Source organism: Brevundimonas sp. P7753 (assembly GCF_013386595.1).
In the GTDB taxonomy this organism is placed as follows: domain Bacteria; phylum Pseudomonadota; class Alphaproteobacteria; order Caulobacterales; family Caulobacteraceae; genus Brevundimonas; species Brevundimonas bullata.
This window is the reverse complement of the sequence record NZ_JACARP010000241.1, coordinates 1-1,011: the sequence shown is the minus strand read 5'-3', so window position 1 is coordinate 1,011 and position 1,011 is coordinate 1. Positions and strand designations below refer to the sequence as shown.

Genomic DNA, 1,011 nt, shown 5'->3' with positions numbered 1-1,011 from the left:
GGGAAGGCGCCCAGGCGGTCGAAAGCGGCGACGCTCAAGATGCTGAAGGCGCGCCTGGGCGGGAAGAAGATCGCCCAATTGGATCGGCAGTTGTTCATTGACTTCGGTCGGGAGCGCGCCACCGAAGGCGCCGGGCCCATGACGTTGAGCATCGATATCGGTGCGATCAAGCTCATCCTGTCCCATGCCGCGGCGGTTCATGGCCTGACGGTTTCGGTTGAGGCCATTGATATGGCCCGTCTCGCCCTCAAACGTCTTGGCCTGATTGGCAAGGGTGTCGAGCGGGATCGCCGGCCCAGCGACGAAGAACTGGAGCTTTTGATCAGCCACTTCGAAGATATGCCCCGCCAAACTATACCCATGGGAGCCGTCATTCGCTTCGCGATAGCCACGGCGATGCGCCAGGAAGAGATCTTCAAAGTCGTCTGGGATGACTACGCAGCCCGGACCAAGATGCTGACCATTCGCGACCGAAAAGACCCTCGCGCGAAGACGGGAAACGACCAGCGAATCCCACTTCTATCCGTCTCCGGTTTCGACCCAGTCGCGCTGATCGAACGCCAGCGCCCTGCCCGCTCGAATGCGGACCTGCGAATCTTCCCCTTCAATCATCGATCAGCCGGCGCGGCGTTCACAAGGGCCTGCAAAAGCCTCGGAATTGCGGACCTGCATTTTCACGACCTTCGCCACGAGGGGACCAGTCGCCTGTTCGAAGCAGGTTTCCAAATCCAGCAAGTCGCACTCGTAACCGGTCACAAGGATTGGAAGATGCTCCGCCGCTACACCCACCTGCGCCCAGAATCTCTCCACCTGATTGCCTCAGGTCTTGCAGCATAGTTTTCAGCTTGCGACTCTGACTATCTTCTAAGCAACAACAGACATATTGCTTAACCTTCGTCGGCTACAACTAACTTCACCGCGCAGCATGACAGCAGACGAAATCTACTAGGTCAATTGACGTGCCTCTGAGTTTTCATCCAGCGGCGACCAGAGTCCTTGGGTTAGTTACGC

Annotated in this window: 1 protein-coding gene; it reads left to right on the top strand. The window is 58.0% G+C overall.

Annotated elements, in window-relative coordinates; all coding sequences use genetic code 11:
* A partial coding sequence (locus HX774_RS19375; protein WP_178829029.1) for a site-specific integrase occupies positions 1-837 on the top strand: 837 nt, incomplete at its 5' end.
* Positions 838-1,011: the final 174 nt, after the last annotated feature.